A 17,271-nucleotide genomic window follows, 5' to 3' on the forward strand; every position below is an offset into this window, starting at 1 on the left:
TATGATTGGGGCATCGTTACTCCCACGGAATGCCATGCTGCCCAATGCCCTGCGTGATCGCCCGATGGAGGCACTGGCCGAGCACTTGAAGGCATCACTGAACGATCGCCTGTGGGCCATCTTCGACGAGGCCGATCAGCCCAGGGAGGATGCCTGCCGGGTAGCGGTACCCTATCGCCCCGATTTGCTGAGCACTAAGGTCTATCCACTGATCAGCTGCTACCGCACCGGGCGGGTGAACGTGAGCGAGGATAGGTGGCGGGGTGAGCTGCGCTGGCACATGCCGATGGCTACCAACCAGCAGTCTGAGCAACAGCACTACCTTTACTGGGTAGAGAAATCTATGGTTGATATTCTTGACTTGTATCAGGACGCTGAAGAGCCCTGCATCATTGTTGACATGTCGGTGCTGCGATCGACCCTGGGATATTTGACAGTGACCAGGGGCAACCCGCAGACGGCTCTATCATTCCCTACAGTGCAAATAGATTTTGAGTTTATAGATCTAGAAAGCAAGTATGGGGTTGGCAGCTAATCAATATCCTTGCTGTGATTGAATTGTGACTCTTTTGAACTTTAGTGCCGCCTACCCATGGCGGCTTTTTATTGGCCATAGGGTGCAGGGGGTGCGAGGGGTGCAGGGGTCGAAATGCGATTTTTTTCGAGTGATCGCATTCCATTTTTTTCGCTCGCACACACTCCCTTTTTTTTGCGTTTCAAGGGTCGCACCCCATGCACCCCTCGCACCCACGATACGGCGGTATGATTGGGGCACCGTACCGCGATCGATATGGACTCTGTATTTACCCCGCATCTACGCTTTGCCGACGAGCTACTCATCCCGATCGCAGAGATTGAAGCCGCGCAGCAGCAAGTAGAGGACTCAGCCACCGCCGCGATCATGGCGGCCATTGAGGAGGAGACCCAGGGGCTATTGCAGCGGGTTGAGCAGGCGCTACTCGACGGCGATGTGGGTGCGATCAACATGGCGCGATGGCCACTGGCGGGGCGGCTAGCGCGAGCGATCGTGGGGCTATGGGGCGGTGGCTTTGACGCGGGCGCGAGGCAGGGGCTTGAGGAGATGCGTGCGGCGGTGGAGGAGGTGCGATCGTTCGTGCACCGCTTTGCCCTGGCTGATGACGCGCGGCGGGTGCTGACACTGGAGCCACAGCAGTTAGTCAACAGCGATGCAGTAGACGCCGTGGTGGGCAGGGCGAACTTGCTGGCGGGTGATTTCAGCGACGATGTGTTTACGAGGTTGAAGGGTGATCTGACTGCTGCGATCGTGCCTCAGCCTGGGACGGGCGAACCGATCGCGCGGCCAGAGTTGCTGCGGCGGATTCAGAGCACCTTGGGCGTGGCAAAGGGCAGGGCCACGACGATCGCACGCACCGAGACAACCTATGCCTACAACACGGGGCGCATGGCGAGTTTCAACGACTCGGAGCTCGTTGACTACGTGCGCGTGATCGCAATTCGTGACCGGCGCACCTCTGACGTGTGCCAGTCCAGAGACGGGTTGGTCGTGCCCAAGGGTGAACTGGCGACGATTGGGGGCCCGCCTCCGTGGCACTACCGCTGCCGAACCACCATTGGGGCGGTGATGTCGCAGTTGTCGCGGTTCAAGGCGATGGTCGCAGACCCGGCAAATGACCCGGCGAACCGTGCGATCGCGCCTTTGCCGAAGGGATGGCGCACGACTGGCGAGGCAATTAAATCTGAGGCCAGCGGGAGGGTAACGGCACAGACAGAGCCCAAGGCGATCAAGGCCAATATCATGAGCCCCATTGATCGCAGGGCCCCAGGGGCTGCCCAGCAAGCTGAGAAACGACAGCAGCAGGTTGGGAAACTCTACGACAAACTCGCGACAGGGCGGCTAAAGCCGGGGGATGGCGACGACGATCGCACTGTGAAGGGCAAGATGGGCGCACTTAATGCCCTTAGCGATGCCCAGAACCCCAAGGTGGGTCTAGCCGCTACCCGCAACGACGCGGGCGAATACACCGGGTTCTTGAGCTTTAAGGCGGGGCGGCGTGAGGTAGAAATCGAGAACCTTGGCACAGACGGCACGCAGCCAGGCTCAGGGCGTGCGCTGTTTCGGCAGGTGGCGGAATACGCAGCCAGGGAGGGGAAGGGCCTCGTTGTCGCGCCTGTACCTGATGCGATTGGGTTTTACGAACGCATGGGGATGAGGAAGGTTAGCGAAGGGGCGTTGGAACTTAGCCCTGAAGAGGTGCAAGCGTTGATTCAGGGCAAGGCAGCCCAGCAAAGTCAAGGGAGCAAAAAAGATGTTCAGTTTGATTCGTGGACTGATAGGCCGGGACCGCAAGCTGCGAGTGGCATCATCACAAGAGCTAAGCGGCGTAAGGCAATGATGGACACAGAGTTGCCCATCATTGATCAAGAGCTTGATAGGTTAGATTCTGTGATTGAAGATCACAGGGTTAGATACGATGAATTCAGGGCCAATAATCCGGGGTTATCGCGGGAAGAACGCCTTAATTCCCCTATAGCAAAGGAGGGTGAGAAGCTTTATGCAGAGCGCACCGAGTTAGAGAAGCGAATTGAAAAGATTAGCAACGATGGCACAGCTTCTGAAGGCATCCTTGCTGGGGTTGGGTCTATTCCTGCCAAGATAAGATCTACGCTAGAAAAGCGTGATCGCGCCGTGAGAAAGGATGCAGCCGAAGCTCAAGCTGAAATCAAAAGACTTGAACTAGAGATAGCATTGTCCATTGATCGAGATGGATTTGGCGGTGGCGATGTGGAAGGCCGTATCGCTAGACGTAGCCGAATGAATGAATTGATCACTGAGAACAAGCTAAGGTTTGGCGACAAAGATGGAATAGCCGCAATGGCAGATCTGAGAGATCAACTGCTACGACGAGGGACGGGGCAAGTCGTAAATCCAAGCTTTGATCTGCCGTCTAGACTGAAACCACTACAGCAAGATTTTGCGGATACATTCAACGAGTTTGTTCAACTAACTAATGGCAGGGGTGGCCGTAGCCTTAAGAAGGTTGCTTATACAGGCGATCGCGCTTCAGCCAGCCAGAACGGATATTTGAACGTTGGGGCCAGCTCCAATGGGGTTGATCGTCCTGTTATGTTTCATGAGATGGGGCATCACGTTGAGTTTGAGTCAAAAACTCTTAGGGACAGAGCTAACGCCATCATCAGATCCCGCTCAACAGCAGAAGCCCCACAACAATTGCCGGGGTACGAAAAGGGAGAGGTAGCCTTCCCTAACCACTGGAGCAGCGCGTACACTGCTAAGTCGTACTCTGATAAGAGTACAGAGGTTTATTCTATGGGCTTACAGCACTTTACCTCTCCGCAAGATATGTGGCGGCTTTATTTAGAGGATAAAGAGCATTTTTTTATCACGATGGGGATTTTTGCGGATGATTAAATATCAATTGGCTCAAGATGTCGTGGTCACCATTGATAGCCCTACACCGAATACCCCCGCAAGACTTGATTGGACTGGCCCAAATAACGAAATTGACAAAATAAAGCAATTTTTGGCGGGGCAGTATGGCCCAAATGGTCGATTCTTTAACCCTGATATTGATACCCCCGTAGCATTGCACTCAATATTGATGGCAAATCGTGGGTACACCGAATCCCGATTGGTTGAAGGGTCTGCGCCGCCCTTGCCACAGTCAGAGTTGCCCGACGGCTCAATAATATAGGAAGTTTTTTACAGACCTAATCCTCTGGGAATATTTCATCCCATTGCAGCTTCAGTTCCCGGCGCATGGCTGCCAGTATCTCAAGAGATTCGCGGAACTGCTTGCCGCGAGTTTCCCTATACGATCGCCTGCCGTAGACTGTTCGCCGCAACGCTTTGCTTGATATGTTGAGTCGATTGGCTAGCGCTTCGTCGCTGATGCCGCGATCAAGTTGAGCCTGGCGCAGTCGCTGAATTGGATCGAGTTCTGGGGGCTGGGCGGTCATGGGCAGATATGTTTTGTGTCTAGTTTACCTCAATGAATAATTACTGTACCCAAATTGGGCCAATGCGTTCCGTGCATGGAATGGCACGGGTAGGCTTGGGGGTAGAAACCCTTGTGTGTTCTATAGATGCCTACTGCACTCGCCACAGAACCCCGTCGCAATGAGGACGCATTCCTTTATCTAAAGACGGAAGCCGAACAGGTTGACGACGGGGTTTTGGTCCCTGCCCTGCTGTTCACCGAAGGCGATTTTGTCGATGCTACGGGCAAGCCAGGAAAATACACCAAGACAGACCTCGATCGCATCGTGCGCGCGACCCGCAAGTATTACAGCGCTGGCGACGACATCCCCATCTTCGAAAGCAACCACGACCTAGGCGGCGGTGGGTACAGAAACGCCGACAAGATCGGCAAGCTAGCCGTAGACGAAGGGTTGTCGGTTGACCAGATCACCACCGAGAATTTGCCTGACCCACGGCTTACTGACCTTGTGGGTCGCTACGGCATTTTCGGCAACGGCTTGATCACTCGCACTGACGCGGTGCAGCGCTACAGCCAGAAACTTATCAAGCCCCTATCGATCGCATTTGACCCCAGCGGCGGTCGCACCAACGGCAACAAATGGTCTGTGTTTGAGGTGTCAGCAGTGCCCTGGGGAGCGGTGCGTGGCGCGATGTTTTTCTCTAAATACTTTCCCGAGGAATCTGTCGCCCGTTTTGCTCTGACGCTTGACGGCGCAATGGCCGAGAGCAAGGGTCGTTACGACGACCCGATGGATGAAAGAACGGGGCAGGCGTTGATGGTTTTCAACGATGTCCTGAGAAACATTCGCAACACCACGGATGACGAGTTGCAGGGCCGATCGCGCGACGGCTTGACCCGGCAGGCGATCGCGGATCTGAGCGCAAAGCTGACTGAAATGTTGGGAGTTGCAGCGCCAGAATTGCCGCCTGTGACACTGAGTAAATTTATCCAGGAGGGAACCACCGCCATGACTACCGATAACAAAGCCACCGAAGACAACAAGCCCAAGAACGAAGCTACCACGACCGAGCCGCCCAAGGCTGAAACCGTAGACATTGCGGGGCTGATGAAGCGCATTGATGAGCTAGAGGCTAAGGCCAAGCAGCAGGAGAACCGTGCTGAGGAAGCCGAGCAAGTAGTGGCACACCTCAAAGCCGAGGGCGAGTCGCTGAAGTTTGAGCGCAAGGTGAGCGATCGCGTCACCCGCCTTTACGCCAAAGCACAGAAGCTTTTGAGCGTTGGCAAGATCAAGCCCGCTGCCTTTGCCGAATGGTTCCCTGAAACCGAATCGACCGCCGATGCCGTGGTGCGCTTTAGCCAAGCGATCCAGTCTGAAGAAACCCAGGGCGATCCGCTCGACGAAATTGAAGCCGCGCTGAAATACGCCGACAAATATGCTGAGCCGGTTCGCTTTGGTAGCTTCATGGGCCAGCAGGCGATCGGCGACAATCCCCTGCGCGATAAAGACGAAATTAGCGAGGCTGACCAGGCCAAAGTTAATGCCGTCGTGAAATCCGCCGCCGCTAAGCGCTACTACTAGACCGAGCGATCGCCCTTTTCCCTGACCAATGAATGACTTTGCCGTAGGAGGCTGAAACTGTGGCCGTTAATTTGATTCAATCGACTGGCAGCTTTGCCCAAGAGGATGTGATCGTGGCCTCCGACGCTGGGCTATTGTCGCGACGCGGGTTGACCGTAGACCCTGACAAGATCGCAGCCGATGCTGGCGGCAAAAAGATTATTCGCCCTGGCACCATTCTCTACAAAATTGAAGGCGCGACAAAGCACCGCGTGGGTCTGCGGGCCAAGCTTGCGGCGGCGGTCACATCTGGCGCAACCACGGCGCTGAACTTGGGCGAGATTGGCATCTCTTACAAGACCAAAGCCGCTCAATACTTTGCACCCGGTGACGTGATCAAGGTGCTGCGACCTTACGCCACCCTTACCCTCGCAGGCACTTGGGCCGCTGACGACGAGATCACCGTCACCGTGAACGGTCAATCAAAAGTCATCATTGCCGGGTCTACCACCCTCGCCACGATCGCAACCAATGTTGCCACCGCTATCAATGGCGATGGGGCACTGAGCACTGTTGTCGAGGCGATCGCAGCCGGTGCAGTAGTTAGTTTGTTCAGCCGCACCCTAGAAGCTTTCGAGGTCTTAGCGACCGATGACGGCGCGGGCACGGTTACGGCATCGGCGGTCACACCTGGCGGGGCAACCGTCGGCACGATCGACGCAAACGGGGTGAATGCTACTACTGGCCTCGTCACTCTGGCCGCAGCAGCTGCGGTGAGTCTGCCTATCGGCGCTCCTGTTGGTGTCGCTGAGGGCAAGCCCTGGGGGCTGATTCTTGAAGCTCATGACGCTGGCAAGTTCGACAACGATATTGCCGGGTTCACAGGCGCTGCGGTCTACGGCGATCGGCTTCCCTATTGGGATAGCGATATCGCTAAGTCCTTAGGCCAAATTTATTTCGTTTAGGGCCTCCTTTCGGCCACGTTCTCTACTTTTGATTGGAGGCTTTGATGGTTTCTTCGTTTGTCGATTTTTATACTCGAAACACTCGCCTTGTGGGTGCTGCGGTCAATAATACCGATCGCGAACTCATGGAGAGTACCGCGCCCCTAGATGCCTTGTTCCCTATCACTTCATACCAGAGCACCGAATTGCTGCTGCTGAAAATGCAGGGCAATATCACGGTGGCTTCAATCGTAGCTCCAGACCAGGAATTGCCTAACGATGACGGCAATTTCACCCTAACCGAAGAGCTGTTGGGTCGTACTTTGATCGGTAAACAGCATGTGTTTCTAGACAAGGAATACGAAGGCCTCGAGAAGATGCGGGTTTACTTGGCAGCCGGCGGGGCGCAGGGCGCGGCGGTTGTTACGGCATATGAGAAATATCTCTATGGCCTTGCAGCAGACATGCCCGCTGCGATCAATGCCAAGCATCTGATCCTGCTGATGCAGGTGATGACCACGGGCCGTTGTGAGTACACAGACCCGCTGACTGAACTGCGGGTAGAAATGACTTACCAGGATCGCGTCGCTGACTTGTTTCCTGCGGCACTCACCGGCACTGCTCGATGGAGCCAGCCCACCACGGCTACGGGGTTGACCGATCTAGACAACCTCAGCGAAGAGTGGCGCGACATTCACGGTTCAAAGCCGACATGGATGCTGGCCCACTACGACGACCTCCGCAATTTGGCCAACCAGGCTTTTACTAAGCAAGCCTTGGGCGCAATGAGTGGCACGCAGTCAGACCAAAACAACTCTCTGTACCTCGCCGTTTCGTACGATCGCAATTCACTGGAGCTTGCCCCAGGGCCATTGCTCGAACTGATCCAGGCGCGCACCGGGGTGTCTCGAGTGCTGATCGTTGACGCTAAATACGCCGAAACGACCAAAGCTGGGATCAAGCGGACCGAGTATTACCTACCTGAGCACTATATCTGCTTTGGCGATGAGATGGGCATGTACGAGCGCGCACGCGTGCCGTTTAAGGAAAACAACTTTGCCCCTGGCATCTACGTTGCGACCAAGCAGCTAGACGACGCGCCCCTGCGTGAGCGCCTTGCCGGGATGTCGGCGGGTGTGCCCTTTGTCCGCGATGGTCGTTACTTGAGCGCTCAGAAGATCGATGGTGACGCCTAAACTCCCAGACCCAGTTGATTACGAGGTGACGGCAGCGGGTGTGGGTCGCCCAATACTGGGCAGCCGCTACCGTGAAGTGGGAACCGCGATCCGGGGCAACCCTGCGCTATATGGCCCCTACGTCACCTCGGGGCATCTGGCAATCAAGACGGCACTCGTAGAGTCAGTGGCACCAAAACCAACACGGCAGAGGCGCATAAGTGAAGTACACGACGATCGACGAACTGAACCGACGCCTTGACGGTCGCCTGAAGATTGGCGGCAACGTCAGCAGCTTGGGCGAGACCACGATCACCGGCGATCTGGTGATCCAGGTCGTCGAGCAGGTCGAGGACTTGATCGACGGACTGCTGCGCCGACGATATCAACTGCCACTCGCGGGCACCCACCCATTTCTCGCGGGCATTGTCGAAAAGGGTTGTGCCTGTCAGTTGTTGGCCCAGTATTTCGTGGGGCAATCGCCGTCTGAATCACCGACAGGTGATGGAGCCGTGTGCGCTGATTACCGCCGCGATCTGAAGTTGCTAGAGATGATCGCGCTGGATGGCGAGCTGCTGGCAGACCCGACTGCGAATCAGAAGGGCTTGGAGTGGGGCAGCATCCAGTCGGGGCCAAGGAACGATCCGACGCAAACGGTGGTGTGGTAGGCGATGACTCGACGTGAGGCGCTGTTTTTTGTGGGTGTTGCGATCGCCTATTCAATTTTTGAACTGAGGCGCATTGCTTTGGCGAAGCAGAAAAGGTCTGGCAGTGGTCGGAGGCAGATGCGCCCATGAGTTTTACCCCAGGGCCACAGAGCGAGGAAGAAAAGCGGCGGCTACAGCCCCTTGGCGGGTGGCGGTGGCGTCTAACTCGCGTGCTGCACTATCCCCGGTTTGTGGCGCAGAAAGTGCGATCGCGCTGGGTTGAGCTGAGGGACATCAGATGGCGGTAGTTGTAGCTCGGCTCATCCCAGGCGTAACCATCGTCGGCGGCGGTTCCAGCTTTGCCCTCGATGGCCAAGTCACCCCCGCAGAGACAAGCGCCACGTTTACCCAAGCAGCCTTCACTGTCTATGGTGCGGCGTTCCTCAGCCCTAGCAGCACGCCGACGGGGGCAGCGGTTGAGGCGGGGACTGGGGCGGTGGCAGTGACATCGGGAAGTGCGATCGCCTCGATAGGTTTTACCGGGCTATCAGCGGGCACTACTTACGATTTCTACTTTGCAGGCAAAAATGCAGCGGGGCAATACACCGCTGTCACCAAGATTACCGCGACGACCAGCGGTAGCAGTGGAGTGCCGGGGATAATCCCAGTTGATAGCGCCGCGCTGCTGATTCAGTCTGACGCAATTACCTTTGTGTCAGGTGCGGCAACGTTCTTGGCTGACATTGCGGGATCACAATCAGTCGCCAACGATGTTGTTTTTGCCAGTAGAACTTCTCTAGATATTGGTTCCGCGATCGCAATTGCCGCATCTGATGCGATTAATTTTGCGCCCAGTTTTGTGGCTTTTGGGGTTAACTCGGCCACTGGATCGGCTTTAAGTGATGACCCATTCCTTGGATCTGGTGTCTTAGGCTTTTTGCCTGATTCTGCGGCGGCCTCTGCTCAATCTAGTGACCCATTCTTTACATCTGGAGGGGTTGCGTTACAGGTTGATTCGGCTGAATCAATCACATCTTCGATAGACCCAGCATTTGTCCCTGGGGCGATTGATTTCGTTGCTAATTCTGCCTTGGCTTCTACCTCGGCTGATGACATAGTGCTTGCCACTGTGGGAGATGGAAATGTTTGGGTAGCTCCAGTCATGGTTGCAACTCAAACTCTTTAACTAATTCAAGGTGAAACAATGGCAAGTAAAGTTTATCCAAAAGCTATAGAACTCCTGAATGCAGGAACTCTCAACTGGACAGCAGACACTATTAGAATTCTTCTAGTTAATGCGTCTGGAAGTTACAACAGAACCCACGGGTTTGTGAGTGCCGTTGTAGCCAATGAACTATCAGGCGGCTCCTACGCTCGACAAACTTTAGGAACCAAAACAAGTGCTGATAATGGCACCGACAAATGGATTTTTGACGCCGCCGACGTTACGTTTACAGCTGTTGCAGGAGGGCAAACCGCAGCCGCTGCCATTGTCTACAAGTTTATTACAAACGATGCAGCCAGCCCAGTATTGGCGTTCTTAGATGGAGTCGATGTCGTCGCTAATGGTGGCGACATTACGGTTCAGTTTGCGGCAACTGGTGTCTTTAATCTTGCGTACTAATTATGACCACACGAATTAATAGTGCAACAGACGCCTATCGGTTAAACGAAGCCGACGTATTGGGCAATGGTAAGGACGATACTACATCGGCGAATGCGGGGCGATCGGTAATACTTGATGTAGAGGCAGGGTTAGCTTCTACTACGACTGCCACCGATGGAGATCTAAGAGTAGTTGACACTGTTGCGGAGGCGCTATCGGCTGACCCTACGGCTAACACGACAGGTAATGCCACGCTGAAGTATAGTCGCGCATTCCTGTTGCGGTGGCTAGTTAAGTTGATCCAGCCGCTAGCGGGGGCCGTTGCTGGGGGTAGGGTACAGGTTGATATTGTTAATGCCTCTACGCTTGCTGTTAGTGGGCCTTTGACAAACACAGAGCTAAGAGCCACGCCTGTTCCAGTCTCAGGCAATGTGACAGCGAATACCGGGCTGGCTCAACCCCTGACTGATACCCAGATACGGGCCACACCATTACCCATCAGCGGCACTGTCAGCACTGGCTTGTCTCAGCCCTTGACCGACGCTCAAGCCAGGGCCACGCCATTGCCTGTAAGCGGGACGGTGACGGCCAACACCGGGCTAAGCCAGCCTTTGACCGATACACAGCTCAGGGCGACTCCGTTGCCCGTCAGTGGCACTGTGAGCACGGGGTTAACCCAGCCATTGACTGATGCTCAACTCAGAGCGACACCGATCCCTGTCAGTGGCACGGTCAGTACAGGACTAAATCAACCCCTTACAGACGCCCAGCTTAGGGCCACGCCGCTACCAGTGAGTGGCACCGTGAGCACTGGCCTAGCTCAACCGTTAACCGACGCACAGCTAAGAGCCGCCGCACTTACCGTTTTGGTCTCCAGCGCTGCCCCTGAAGGTCGCACGATCAACACGACGACAGCCAACCTCCAGGCCACCGACGCCGGGGCCATCATCTACTACGACAACGTCGCGGACGGGAACATCACCATCCCGATCGCAACAATTGCGGCCCGCGAGACCGTGCAGATTATGCAGATCAACACGGGCAAGGCCACGCTAGTAGCGGGCACTGGGGCAACCCTAAGAATCCCCACCCACCCCAACTCACCGACGACTAACTACGTGGCAAGGACTGAGGGCCGCTATGCCACGATTACAGTCTTTCACCGGGGCAGTGAGGAGTTTGTGGTGGGTGGTCGTTTAGGGGTCGTCTAATGGCTAGAAACTCGTTCTTAGTACCAGCGATCGCCCATCGGCGGCTGATTCGACCTAAGGTGAATCTGGCACCTGAGGTCGTGAACATTGCCGCTGCAACCTACTTGCTGAGCGGGTCAGACTTGGGGAAAGTCCTCGATGTTTCGTCCACCTGCGCGATCACAATACCTAACTCAACCTTTAGCAGCCAAGACCAGATTCTGTTGCTGCAAAGTGGCACGGGCACGGTAAGTTTTACCGCTGAGTCTGGACTGACGTTGCTTACTTACCCTTTAGGCGGTTTAGCTCAGATCCCAGGCCGCTGGCAGTATGTTGTGCTGCGGTTCCTGAGCCCTACTTTGTGTGTGGTGACAAAGATTCTACCCACCTACACAATGACCATCCAAGACCAGGCTGCGGGGACAGGACTTATCCAGGGCAGAACCCCCGACACGACCAGCGCTGGTACTACATGGACAAATGTAAACGCTGATGCCACGGTGTCAGCGTTCAACGGCTATTTTGGCGCAACCAATTCAGCGGCGGCAAACTCTTCCTTTTTCGCTGTCATCGCGTATCCAGAAGCCAAGGCGATCAAGATTACTCAGGGGATGCAATGGCGACTTACTTCAACTACCATCCCCATCGGAATATTCTTTGACTATATCGACGCCAACAACTATAGAGAAGTTACTCAAACAAGAGACGGCACAGTCCAGCTGCGCACTATCGTTGCTGGTGCCGTAACCGTTGTGGCCACGGGCGCGGCTCCAAGTACTAACATCAACACCACCGTTACCGGAGTGCTAGAACTAAGTGCAAGTGGGGCTGTGTATCGATTTGGTGGAACAGCTTATATAACCTACACCGCAGAGAATTTTGCCAACATCAACAGGGTTGCTGGGTTTAGAACTCGGGCTGCTGTGGATAGAGTTTTGAACTGGCGATTGGAGATCTTGAGATGATCTATTCCACAGACTTCACTGCGTTTAATGGTGGCCCTGTGGGTGCTCCATTCGTCGGTGATCTGGCAAGCACTAACGTTATGGGTGGGCAGGTTTATTTTACGTCTGCGTCGAAAGGAATTGCTTACAACGCAAAGCAAAGAAGTTACGCGGTACAAGTGACCTGGACACCTGCTCTGGGCAGTTCAATCGTTCAATTATTTTGCCGAAACTACACAGGCGCAAGCGACGATGATTACATAGCGATGCGTGTCGATTCAGGTGCCGATACAGTGTCGCTTAGGTTTGACGACAGGCGCACTTCAGAAATCACTGTAGACTCAAAAAGTTTTACGTTCAATGCAGACACAGCCTATGTATTGAAATTAGTTGCCCGTGGGCGATTCATTGAAGCTTACGTTAACGGTGTTCTGCAACTGAACTTCAGGACAGCAATGAATCAGTACGGGTCTTATGTAGGGTTTCGCACTTTGGCAGGCAGTGATCTTTTTGGTAGATTCACAAGCTTTTCTGTGTCTACTGCTAGATCAACGAATAATGATTTTTGGAACCCTGAATTCCCAAAGCTAACTAAGCATCCAAGCAACCCTATATTTTCGGGAGCGGCCCAGGTCGGCTTTGACGCGTTTTTGAACTTCAGCGTAATCAAATGCACCGACCTGGGCATCACGCCCTTAGTTGCTGGTCAGCCCTACCAAGCCTACTACAGCAAAGACCACGCAGCAGGCACGGAGAAAGGGGGGACGTTCGTTGCCACAGCCCCGACACCGCTGGGGCCTTGGACTCGGTTCGGGTCAGCAACGACACCGTACTACGCGCCCCCCGATGCGGGCTACCAGCAGTGTGAAACACCTGTGGTGATCAAGGACCCGATCACCGGGGATTTGATTATGATCCACCAAGCTCTGGGTAGCAATTTTTCGGGGGTGAGCCAGGGCAGTTTGATGGCACGCGCAGGCAGTAACCAGGTATTCAGTTTTGCCGGATTAGTGTTGCCGCCCTCCATCAACGACAACATCAGAGATCGCGGCCACACAGGTTACTTCAAGTTCTACGGCAGAGACTCCAGCGGCTATTGGTGGGGTAACGGCTACCTCGGCACCAGGACGGGTGGCAATGGCGCATTTAGAGAGGCGGGTAGGCGAGGAGTGTGGAAGATTTCGCCCGACTTCACGGTCTGGAAACTGTGGGCAGAAGAAGAAGAGCCTGGCACTGAAGCCGGAAAGTTCTACACTTCGGGCCAGCCGCTAATTTACAAAAACGAACCCTATGTGATTTCCTCTGCGGTTGAGCAAGTCGGGGCGGGGCAGTTCGATGTCCGAGGGGAGTTACGCCTATTCAAAATGAACTCAGGCATGACGGGGCCGAGGCCAGGTTCGGTGAGCATCATTGACACCTCCCCAACATCGCCAGAGTACCAATCCTGGGAAGGGGCTAGCGACAATATTGGATGCTGCGGCATTTTTGTGGAAACCTCAAACCCTACAAAAGATACTCTTTATGTTTACTACAGCGTTTCCCGCAGTCCTACGAAAATGGGGGTGGCCTATGTCGATCTTCCCAAAGGTCACGCGCAGGGGCCGCAGGGAACGTTCAAACCCATTCAGCGCAACGAAGCTAGAGGGCGCGGGCTAAACTTTTTGATGCGGGGGATCGGATAATGGCAACCCTTTACTTATCCATAGGCACCCCAGGAATAACCGGGCTCACGGTCCGCACCTTCGCTGGCGACGACTTCAGTAGTCCGTCGCCCTTAATCGAGGTGTCGGGAAGTGATGGGCTTTACCGGGGGACAGTTGCTGATGAGTTTGACGTGGCCCAGGTTTACGACACGGTGGGGTCGCTAATTGCTGACGCTCACTTCAGCTTTGGCCCCAGCTCGATCGCAGACCTTGCCGCTGCAAAACTCGCTGCCGAAACTGCCCAGAAATTGCTCCAAGCCGACGAGCGTATCAGGCCCAATCGCTACCAAAAACTTGAGGCGGGCACCACTAACGTTATCCTCGACAAAGACGTCACCCAAACCGGCGACGAAAATATCGACCTTGTGGAGCACGTCTAGTCATGGCCTGGAATTTCCTTTGGTATAAGCAGGGGCAAGGGCCAGGGCCAGGTCAAACCGTCGTGGTCGCACCACCTGTCAAAGCGGTAAGGGTCGATCGCATTCTCAAAGCCAAAAAGGTGTGCTCATGATCCCTGAAGTTCGATTAGTACTCTATCAGTACAGCCCTGAAATAAAGCAGATTGCGCTGTTCTCTGAGTTCGGCGGCGATGATATTGCCGTGGCGGTGCCGATTACGCTCTACGCCAGGGTGCCGGGGGCGGACGTGCCATCGTTCAGTGTCTTCTGCACCGCCGTCGGTAACCTGTTGTCGATTCCGTTCACTGCGATCGAGCTGGCCGAGGCAGGGAACTTTGATTATTCGGTCTATGTAGAGCCTGTGGACGCTGCGCCCGCATTGAAATTGCGCGGCGTGGTGGGGCATGGGACGGGGTTGGAGATTGTGGCGGTGCCGGGGGCGGCATAGGGAAAGCCTCGACCTATGCGATCGAGGCTTCTTGCTGGTCAAAGTTGGGAGGTCAGAGGTCTAGCGCTAGGTGGCCCAGGTCATTAATCAGCGCCCCCACACACCACGCCACAGCCAGCGCTGGCAACAGATTCCACAGCAACCAGAGCATGGGCCACCAACCATAGGCTAAGCGCACCACCGTGCCAATCACTAGGCCATGGCTGAGCAAGCCTCTGTGCTTCACTATGTGGCCATAGGGTAGCCAGTAGAGGCATGGCGGCTTGCGGCTAGGCTCAACGTCACGGTCTGCCGTAGCCCAAGCTTCTTGCCCGTAACAGGCTGCTGCGGTGGTCAACCACAAAGGCCATAGGTCGTAGGCGTAGTAATAGCCCGTGGCTGCGATCGCGCTGGTCAGGGTCATGGACATCCGCAGGTGGTGTTGGCGATTGCTGCCGCCGAAGATGAGGCGTAGGGGTGTGGTCATGAGTTAGTTCTCCTGGCCTGGTTGCCATTGGTGATTGCAGGTGCGGCATTGCCAAATTTCTGTGCTGCCTTTTATCGTTCCGCGAAGATGGCGAGAATTGCAGACAGGGCAGTTCTGAGGCATCGGCGGGTGTTGGTAGCTCATCGTGTCTCTCCAAAGAAGTTAGCAATGCTCTGATTTGCCCGTCGCCCCCAGTGCAGTGGGCTGAAGTATTGGTCAGGGGTTCTGGGGTCATCAAATCCAAGGGCACCCCACCCAAAAGTGATGATGCAGACGTAGCCGAGTATCCGGGCGATCGCGCCGAGGTTGTCTTTGTCGCGCTTGGGCGGGGGTGCGTCGGGCATGGGTTAGCTCAGTGTGATAGTCCATGTCTTCTCATCAACCGGGGCCAGCAACCCCATGCCCTGAAGCGTTGCCATAATGGGGCGCAGCGTCTCGTTTTTGGCGTTGGGTAGTTTGCCCTGCCTGCGGGCTTTTGCCGCCCATGCAGAGGTAGCAGCCTTTGACGTGGTCACCTCGCCACCGTCGCCCAACTCCTTCAACCACAACAGCACAGCAGCATTTAGCTCGTCGCTGGATGCGATCAGGCTGTCAATGCGGGGGTATGAGGTAGGGGCAGAGAACAGCGACAGGGGGGCAACCTCCACCGCCACAATGGGCTCAGCCACGGCGACCGCACCTTGGGCCATTTCAGGCATGGCGAGCTGCCGGGGTTGGGCTAGGGGCTCGGCCAACATGTCGGGGGTGGTGCCTAGGGGTAGCCAGCGATCGCCAACAAAGGCAATGCGGTCGTGGCCAATCTCGGCAATCCCAGGGCGAGTGATGGTGTAGTTGTAGCCGACCTGCTCAAACAGCTGTTCGTCAAACCCCACCCCCTGCCCCTGCCATTCAACATTCTTGCCGGGGGGCACTGACACATAGACAACCTCCATTGACTTGATGGCCTTACCGCTAGGGGTCAGGTTGTCGGCCACCATTTTAGGGGCCACTGCCCAGACAGCCAGGGTGCGCTTCATGCCGCTGCTGGTGAGGGCCGACATCTTGCCAGCGATGAGCCCGATTAAGGCTTGCAGCAAGTTGGCATACTGGCAATCTTTGGCGGCAAGGTAAGCCCATTCATCCACAATCAGAATGGCGTCTTCCTGCTCCCACCATTCGTTGACCAGCGCGATCGCATCGCCGACCAGTACCCGCACCTCGGGCTCTGCCATTTTCGAGATGTCACCGCGCACCGACTTGACGCAGTGCTGGGTGTATTTGGCATCCTCGTCTAGCCCTTGTTTGGCATAGCTCAGTAGGTTGAGATGGTAGGCTTTGGTGCCGCGATCGGTCATCTGCTTTGAAGCGATGGCGACGAGCATAGACTTGCCCGAACGTTGTGCCCCAAAGAAAATGCGGGAGCGGTAGGGCGATTGTAGGATTTGAGCAAGTGCTGTCTTGGGCACCACCGAGAGGGTGGCGGCTAAAGGTTGCTCAACCACAGGCACCTGCGCGGCATACTGGGCTGCGGGCATTGCCTGGCTAGGCAGGCTCACCGCAGGCTCAACCCAAGGATCTTGCACCGTCACAGCGGGAACATCCACCGCTGTGAGTTGGGTGGTAGGGCCGACGGTGGAGGGTAGTTCCTGGGGGACAGGGGGTGCGGTGAGTGCAATCCGCCGCAGTTCGTCGGCATCGGCCAAGATAAACCGCACCAAGTCCTCTCGGGGTGCTCCTTCGGCGATTGCGTCGGGGTTGTCCTTTAGCTCTCGCGAGTAAGTTTGGTGGAATCGCCGCGACATCCTAGACCAGGCCGCACGGCGTACCGCATCGCTAGGCATCGACTCAAGAGCGGCGGCAATCTCAGGGAGAATCATCGACAGCAAAGCATAGTCGCTCTTTTGGTGCGAGTCGAGATAGTGGTAGGGGATAACCCCATCGCTATCATCGCCGCCGCCGACCTTGGCCACACTTCGAGCTACTGCATCCAGCCCCACGGGCAAGAATGGCAGCGGCATCACCCGTCCAGTTTTGCGGCCTTCAGCAATCAAAGCGCCTAGGTAACCCAGCCCTGAACCGGCCAGGACCAGCGCCCCCCAACCAGTAAGGGAGAACATAGTCAGAGTGCCAAGGCCAAGGCCACTTAGCCCAGTAAGTTTGAATAGACCGCTAAACGCCTTCGACTGCTGAGCCTCACTATCGAGGTGGTTTAAGTAGTCGATCAGAGTGTTATAGGCTTTGCTGTCGATGATGCTTTCCATGATGTGCC

20 protein-coding genes are annotated in these 17,271 nt (G+C 55.6%); 16 read left to right on the forward strand and 4 right to left on the reverse strand.

Annotated elements, in window-relative coordinates:
* The first annotated feature begins 34 nt into the window (after positions 1–34).
* The 3 genes from H6F75_RS00540 (at position 35) to H6F75_RS00550 (ending at position 3,695) form a co-directional block, all read left to right on the forward strand.
* On the forward strand, positions 35–535 hold the full coding sequence (locus tag H6F75_RS00540; RefSeq protein ID WP_190748185.1) for a hypothetical protein: 501 nt from the start codon (positions 35–37) through the stop codon (positions 533–535).
* 255 nt (positions 536–790) lie between these two features.
* Positions 791–3,412, forward strand: coding sequence for a minor capsid protein (locus tag H6F75_RS00545; protein ID WP_206754656.1), 2,622 nt, complete (start codon positions 791–793; stop codon positions 3,410–3,412).
* A complete protein-coding gene (locus H6F75_RS00550; protein ID WP_190748189.1) occupies positions 3,405–3,695 on the forward strand; it encodes a hypothetical protein in 291 nt (96 codons plus the stop codon). The genes H6F75_RS00545 and H6F75_RS00550 overlap by 8 nt, the downstream gene beginning before the upstream one ends.
* A 16-nt stretch (positions 3,696–3,711) precedes the next feature.
* Here H6F75_RS00550 and H6F75_RS00555 read toward each other — a convergent pair whose 3' ends face one another.
* Positions 3,712–3,960, reverse strand: a complete 249-nt coding sequence (locus tag H6F75_RS00555; protein ID WP_190748191.1) for a hypothetical protein — start codon at positions 3,958–3,960, stop codon at positions 3,712–3,714.
* Positions 3,961–4,086: 126 nt separating this feature from the next.
* On the opposite strand from H6F75_RS00555, the gene H6F75_RS00560 reads away from it, so the two are divergent.
* From H6F75_RS00560 to H6F75_RS00615, 13 genes are all read left to right on the forward strand, one after another.
* On the forward strand, positions 4,087–5,523 hold the full coding sequence (locus H6F75_RS00560) for a hypothetical protein (RefSeq protein ID WP_190748193.1): 1,437 nt from the start codon (positions 4,087–4,089) through the stop codon (positions 5,521–5,523).
* Between the two features lie 59 nt (positions 5,524–5,582).
* The gene (locus H6F75_RS00565; RefSeq protein WP_190748195.1) at positions 5,583–6,467 is read left to right on the forward strand and encodes a hypothetical protein; all 885 of its coding nucleotides are present in this window, start codon (positions 5,583–5,585) and stop codon (positions 6,465–6,467) included.
* A gap of 44 nt (positions 6,468–6,511) precedes the next feature.
* The gene (locus H6F75_RS00570) at positions 6,512–7,642 is read left to right on the forward strand and encodes a hypothetical protein (protein WP_190748196.1); all 1,131 of its coding nucleotides are present in this window, start codon (positions 6,512–6,514) and stop codon (positions 7,640–7,642) included.
* Between the two features lie 200 nt (positions 7,643–7,842).
* A complete protein-coding gene (locus tag H6F75_RS00575) occupies positions 7,843–8,289 on the forward strand; it encodes a phage protein Gp36 family protein (protein ID WP_190748198.1) in 447 nt (148 codons plus the stop codon).
* Positions 8,290–8,414: 125 nt separating this feature from the next.
* Positions 8,415–8,576 (forward strand): hypothetical protein, encoded by a 162-nt coding sequence (locus H6F75_RS00580; RefSeq protein ID WP_190748200.1) that lies wholly within the window; start codon positions 8,415–8,417, stop codon positions 8,574–8,576.
* Positions 8,567–9,454, forward strand: a complete 888-nt coding sequence (locus tag H6F75_RS00585) for a hypothetical protein (protein ID WP_190748202.1) — start codon at positions 8,567–8,569, stop codon at positions 9,452–9,454. The genes H6F75_RS00580 and H6F75_RS00585 overlap by 10 nt, the downstream gene beginning before the upstream one ends.
* 18 nt (positions 9,455–9,472) lie before the next feature.
* Positions 9,473–9,892, forward strand: coding sequence for a hypothetical protein (locus H6F75_RS00590; RefSeq protein ID WP_190748204.1), 420 nt, complete (start codon positions 9,473–9,475; stop codon positions 9,890–9,892).
* A 2-nt stretch (positions 9,893–9,894) separates the two neighbouring features.
* On the forward strand, positions 9,895–11,085 hold the full coding sequence (locus H6F75_RS00595) for a hypothetical protein (protein ID WP_190748206.1): 1,191 nt from the start codon (positions 9,895–9,897) through the stop codon (positions 11,083–11,085).
* A complete protein-coding gene (locus tag H6F75_RS00600; protein ID WP_190748208.1) occupies positions 11,085–12,029 on the forward strand; it encodes a hypothetical protein in 945 nt (314 codons plus the stop codon). The genes H6F75_RS00595 and H6F75_RS00600 overlap by 1 nt, the downstream gene beginning before the upstream one ends.
* The gene (locus H6F75_RS00605) at positions 12,026–13,690 is read left to right on the forward strand and encodes a hypothetical protein (RefSeq protein ID WP_190748210.1); all 1,665 of its coding nucleotides are present in this window, start codon (positions 12,026–12,028) and stop codon (positions 13,688–13,690) included. The genes H6F75_RS00600 and H6F75_RS00605 overlap by 4 nt, the downstream gene beginning before the upstream one ends.
* A complete protein-coding gene (locus H6F75_RS00610) occupies positions 13,690–14,091 on the forward strand; it encodes a hypothetical protein (RefSeq protein ID WP_190748213.1) in 402 nt (133 codons plus the stop codon). The genes H6F75_RS00605 and H6F75_RS00610 overlap by 1 nt, the downstream gene beginning before the upstream one ends.
* A 2-nt stretch (positions 14,092–14,093) precedes the next feature.
* Entirely contained in the window at positions 14,094–14,222 is a 129-nt protein-coding gene (locus H6F75_RS28375) for a hypothetical protein (RefSeq protein WP_277874208.1), read from the forward strand.
* Positions 14,219–14,557, forward strand: coding sequence for a hypothetical protein (locus H6F75_RS00615; protein ID WP_190748215.1), 339 nt, complete (start codon positions 14,219–14,221; stop codon positions 14,555–14,557). Before H6F75_RS28375 ends, H6F75_RS00615 begins: the two co-directional genes overlap by 4 nt.
* A 52-nt stretch (positions 14,558–14,609) precedes the next feature.
* Here the strand turns inward: H6F75_RS00615 and H6F75_RS00620 are convergent, their stop codons facing one another.
* The 3 genes from H6F75_RS00620 to H6F75_RS00630 all read right to left on the reverse strand — a co-directional run bounded on the left by H6F75_RS00620 (position 14,610) and on the right by H6F75_RS00630 (position 17,263).
* Positions 14,610–15,023: a DUF2227 family putative metal-binding protein gene (locus H6F75_RS00620; protein WP_190748217.1), complete on the reverse strand. Its 414-nt coding sequence runs from the start codon at positions 15,021–15,023 to the stop codon at positions 14,610–14,612.
* A 140-nt stretch (positions 15,024–15,163) separates the two neighbouring features.
* On the reverse strand, positions 15,164–15,367 hold the full coding sequence (locus H6F75_RS00625) for a hypothetical protein (protein WP_190748219.1): 204 nt from the start codon (positions 15,365–15,367) through the stop codon (positions 15,164–15,166).
* Between the two features lie 3 nt (positions 15,368–15,370).
* On the reverse strand, positions 15,371–17,263 hold the full coding sequence (locus tag H6F75_RS00630; protein WP_190748220.1) for a hypothetical protein: 1,893 nt from the start codon (positions 17,261–17,263) through the stop codon (positions 15,371–15,373).
* Between the last annotated feature and the right edge of the window lie 8 nt (positions 17,264–17,271).

It is taken from the genome of Nodosilinea sp. FACHB-131 (genome assembly GCF_014695395.1).
Classification (GTDB): Bacteria; Cyanobacteriota; Cyanobacteriia; order Phormidesmidales; family Phormidesmidaceae; genus Nodosilinea.